A 4,900-nucleotide genomic window follows, 5' to 3' on the forward strand; every position below is an offset into this window, starting at 1 on the left:
GCCCGCGCTACTTCGCAACGGGATGCCCGCGCTACTTCGCAACGGGATGCCCGCGCTACTTCGCTTTATGAGATTCAAACACATCGTGTGGGTGAAACCGATATTTTCGCCACCGATGCTCCGCTTTTGCCACGACAACTCCAAAGATTGTGTGAGCTGAGCGCTTCGCCACTATCTATTGCCTTCTCCACAGGCAATCGAATCTCCGGTCAGAACGGAAAATTGCTCAAGGTTCAGGTGGTTTCTGAGGTCACTTTGCAACAGGTTATCCACAGGTTTTCCACAATTCGTAGTGCCATTTAAGCCGTTACTTATCTGTAACTTACGGCTATAATTAACAATCCTATTGGTGAAGCATCGAAATTCATAGATAATATTTAGTGGCTGCTGGAGAGCCGCCAATCCCGCCAGGGAATCCAATCTTATGAGCTATCGATATCCCGAGAGTTTTGTCTTCTACCGGAAGCTAAACAAAAAATTCACGAAGGCAGTTTCTTCTCAGGGCTGTTTCATTCTGGATGAGAATGGAAAACGGTATTTCGATGCTGCTGGCGGAGCGGTTGTCGTGAACATCGGACACGCAGTTCCGGAAATTGCCGACGCACTTTCAGGGCAAGCTCGCGTGCTTCCTTACGTCAACGGTACTCAGTTCACCCACGATGCGGTTGAGACTCTCGCTGCTGAACTTGCGGAAATTTTGCCCGGAACTTTAAAGTACAGTTACTTTCTGTCGAGCGGTTCGGAAGCGAATGAAGCTGCAGTAAAACTCGCGCGGCAGTACTGGTATGAGAAAGGAATCGCTTCGAAGTGGAAGATTATCAGCAGAACTCCTTCTTATCATGGCAACACCCTTACTGCGCTTTCACTTTCAGGACGTGAACATTACCGCAGTGTCTTTGGTCCATTGCTAACAGAGTTCCCCAGAATCGCAGCTCCTGACCCTTACCGGCATCCGGGCTGCAAAGCATGCACCGGCGAATTGCTGGAAGAGGAAATCGTGAAGCAGGGTCCGGAAACGGTCGCAGCCTTTATTGCCGAGCCGATTATAGGATCCTCAGCCGGCGCTGTGGTGCCGAGCCGCGAGTATTACCAGCGTGTTTCCGAAGTCTGCAAGAAATACGACGTGCTGTTCATTGCCGATGAAGTGATGGCCGGAATGGGACGAACCGGTAAGTGGTTCTCGTTTGAACATTTTGATTTCATTCCGGACATTCTCGTTTCAGGCAAGGGCATCAATGGCGGAGTCGTCCCGTTAAGCGTGCTGGTTTCGAAGAAGGAGATTGTGGATCAGCTCGCCGCCGGAAGCGGCTACTTCAATCACGCGCAGACGTATACGCATAGTCCCGTGACGTGTGCTGCGGGAATTGCAACCCTCCGCTATCTGAAAAAACACAAACTCGTGGAGCGTTGTGCGGAGATGGGGGAGGTTCTTGGAAACCGGCTTCACGATCTCAGAGAGTTTCCGGTTGTCGGTGACGTGCGCGGAAAAGGACTCATGTGGGCGGTGGAATTCGTTCAGGATCGAAAAACAAAAGCGCCTTTTGCCCGTTCCGAAAAATTTGCGGAACGTTTCACGGAAGCAGTATTCCAAAATGGAGTGATTCTGTGGAACAACGTTGGTCATGTGGACGGAACAAACGGAGATCTTGTGATGATAGCGCCTCCGTTTACGGTATCGGATCAAGAAATCGAAGACTTTATCAAATGTTTTAAGAAATCATTGGAGCAAGTAATATGACGCAGCAACAACAAAAAATCACTTATACAACCATCGGATCTTCCGAAGAATTCCACCAGCAGTTTGAACAGGCTGTGGAGGACATCAAAAAGGATTTTGGAAAGGTCCATCCAAACAGGATCGGAGGAGTAGCCTCCACGAATGAACGCACGGTTCCGGTGAAATCGCCGATCGATACCCGAATCGTTTTAGGGCACAGCCAGCAGGCGACAAAGGAAGAAGCAGCCAGAGCGGTTGATCTTGCGCATGGAGCGTTTGCTGCGTGGCGGGATCGAGGTTGGAGGGACCGTATAGAAGTCCTGAACAAAGCTGCCGACGCCATCCAGCGCCGCAAGTATGAATTGACGGCGTGGATGTCCTATGAAGCCGGAAAAAACCGTTTGGAATCGATGGGTGAAGTGGAGGAATCCGCGGATCTGATCCGCTATTACTGCCACAATATGGCCGAAAACGAAGGTTATTCGCGGCCTCTGGACCGGATCAGTCCAAACGAAAAGACGTTGAGCGTGCTGGTGCCTTATGGCGTTTGGGGAGTGATTGCGCCCTTTAATTTTCCACTCGCTCTTTCAACAGGAATGGTGGCGGGAGCGCTTGTCACCGGCAACACTGTGGTTTTCAAACCGTCACACGATACACCGATCATTGGAGCCATGCTTTACGAAGTGCTGCGCGAAGGGGGTGTGCCTGCCGATGCGGTCCACTTTGTGGCCGGTTCGGGATCTGAAGTCGGTCAAACCATCGTGGAACATCCGCGCACGCAGGGCATCGCATTCACAGGTTCCTACGCGGTCGGGATGCACATCTACAAGAATTTCTCCAGCAAGTATCCAAAACCGGTCGTTGTGGAAATGGGCGGAAAGAATCCTGTCGTGATCACTCCTTCTGCCGATCTGGATGCTGCAAGTGAAGGAGTCATGAGATCTGCTTTTGGCTTCGGCGGGCAAAAGTGCAGCGCTTGTTCGCGGGCTTACTTGTTACCGGGATTACGCGGAGAGTTTGTGCCAAAACTTTTGGAAAAAACAAAAGCGATCCAGATGGGGAATCCATTGCGCCGGGAAGTTTTCCTCGGTCCTGTGATTAATGAAAGTGCCCGCAAGAACTACGAGAAGTATATAGAAAGAATCAAACAAGCAGGTGGAGAAATACTGACGGGCGGCATTGTCCGGAAAGAGGGTGAGTTTGGAAATGGATATTACGTGGAACCAACGATTGCGCTGATGAAAGATAAGAACCATGAATTGTTTTATGAGGAAATGTTTTTGCCGATTCTACTTGTGACCGAAGTGGAATCACTGAACGAAGCAATCGAACTTTCCAATCGTTCGATTTATGGCCTGACCGCGGGGATTTTCAGCCGTGAAGAGAACGAAGTGAATCAGTTCCTGAACAACATCGAGGCCGGCGTTACCTATGTGAACCGCAGAGGCGGGGCGACGACCGGAGCTTGGCCCGGAGTAAATTCGTTCGGTGGATGGAAGGCTTCCGGTTCTACCGGTCCGGCTGCGCTAGGTCCTCATTACCTGATCAAGTTTTTGCGTGAGCAAAGCAGAACCGTTGTTGAAGGATAAATCATGAAGAGCTATCCGAAGATCCATGTCAAGCCGCCAGGTCCGAAGGCACAAGAGATAATCGATGTAGATGAACAGTTCACGTCAACTTCCTACATCAAGGAATATCCCCTGGTAGTAAAACGCGGCGAAGGAACGATGCTGGAAGACGTGGATGGAAACCGGTTTCTTGATTTCATGGCCGGCATTGCTGTTGTAACCACAGGTCATTCACATCCGAAAGTCGTGCAGGCCATCAAAGAAGCGTCGGAGAAATTTCTACACATCTGTTCGACCGATTTTTATTATCCTTCCTTTGCTGCTCTGGCGAAGAAGATGGCGGAAATTGCTCCGGGAAAATCCTCCAAGAAAGTTTTTCTTGGAAATTCCGGAACGGAAGCCGTGGAAGCCGCGATTAAACTGACGCGCTACAACACAAGAAGATCCCGTCTGATTTCGTTTTTCGGTGCATTTCATGGCCGTTCGATGGGCGCGTTAAGTCTTACGGCAAGCAAGATGAAACAACGGCAGCATTTTTCGCCCTTTCTGCCGGGAGTTACGCATGTTCCTTTCGGCTATTGTTATCGTTGTCCTTATAACCTGACCTATCCTACCTGTAATCTTTACTGCGTGAATGTCCTGGAAGAGGAGTACTTCGCCAAGATGGTTCCGCCTGACGATGTGGCGGCCGTTTTTGTTGAACCCATCCAGGGAGAAGGGGGTTACATCGCTCCTCCACCCGATTATCATCAGCGCCTCAAACAGATCTGTGAGAAGTACGGAATTCTATATGTCGCGGATGAAGTCCAGAGCGGGATGGGTCGCACCGGTAAATGGTTTGCTTCCGAGCATTACGGCGTCGAACCGGACATCGTATGTGTGGCAAAGGGGATTGCTTCAGGGATGCCCATCAGCGCAATGATCGCGAAGAGCGAAGTAATGACATGGCCGGCCGGCAGTCATGGAAGCACGTTTGGAGGAAACCCTGTCGCGTGCGAAGCAGCGATCGCTACTATTGAATTAGTAGAAGATCACCTGATGGCAAATGCGCGGGACGTTGGAGACTATTTCCTCACGCAGTTAAAGACCATGATGGACCGGCATCGTTTGATCGGTGATGTGCGGGGGTTCGGCTTGATGATCGGGATTGAGTTTGTCCGGGATCGAAAAACAAAAGAAAAGGCGAAAGAAGAAACGGATGAGATTGTGCAGCGGGCGTTTCAAAAAGGTCTGCTGCTGCTTGGATGCGGAGAAAATATCATTCGAATCGCTCCTCCCTTGATTGTGGATAAGGAAGACGCGGATCTGGGGCTTGCGATTCTGGACGACGTGTTGACAGAAGTGGAATCCAAAAAGTTTTAAAAATGAGCGCCGGCATTGATGAGCGCCGGCATTTTGCCGGCATTGATGTCCGCCGGCTTTCAGCCGGCAGGCCGGCCGACACTGCGGGCGAGATGCTCGCAATAGATTGAGGGTTGCGAATGGAAAATAAATTGATGTCCATGCAAGAAGCCATCGGACGTTACGTTCAAGACGGCGACACAATCGTCATCGAAGGATTCACACACCTGATCTGTTTTGCAGCAGGGCACGAAATCATCCGGCAGAAGAAAAA

Annotated in this window: 5 protein-coding genes; all 5 read left to right on the forward strand. The window is 50.5% G+C overall.

Translation table 11 applies throughout. From position 1 onward, the window contains the following. Window positions 1-303, forward strand: a 303-nt coding sequence (locus L0156_09350) for a P1 family peptidase (protein MCI0603208.1), incomplete at its 5' end; no start/stop codon positions are given. Window positions 304-424: 121 nt separating this feature from the next. Next, window positions 425-1,738 (forward strand): aminotransferase class III-fold pyridoxal phosphate-dependent enzyme, encoded by a 1,314-nt coding sequence (locus L0156_09355; GenBank protein ID MCI0603209.1) that lies wholly within the window; start codon window positions 425-427, stop codon window positions 1,736-1,738. Next, the gene (locus L0156_09360) at window positions 1,735-3,306 is read left to right on the forward strand and encodes an aldehyde dehydrogenase family protein (protein MCI0603210.1); all 1,572 of its coding nucleotides are present in this window, start codon (window positions 1,735-1,737) and stop codon (window positions 3,304-3,306) included. Before L0156_09355 ends, L0156_09360 begins: the two co-directional genes overlap by 4 nt. A 3-nt stretch (window positions 3,307-3,309) precedes the next feature. Then, on the forward strand, window positions 3,310-4,647 hold the full coding sequence (locus L0156_09365; GenBank protein ID MCI0603211.1) for an acetyl ornithine aminotransferase family protein: 1,338 nt from the start codon (window positions 3,310-3,312) through the stop codon (window positions 4,645-4,647). A 119-nt stretch (window positions 4,648-4,766) separates the two neighbouring features. After that, window positions 4,767-4,900: CoA transferase subunit A (locus tag L0156_09370; GenBank protein ID MCI0603212.1), on the forward strand; the 134-nt coding region annotated here is incomplete at its 3' end.

This window comes from bacterium (genome assembly GCA_022616075.1).
GTDB lineage: Bacteria > Acidobacteriota > HRBIN11 > JAKEFK01 > JAKEFK01 > JAKEFK01.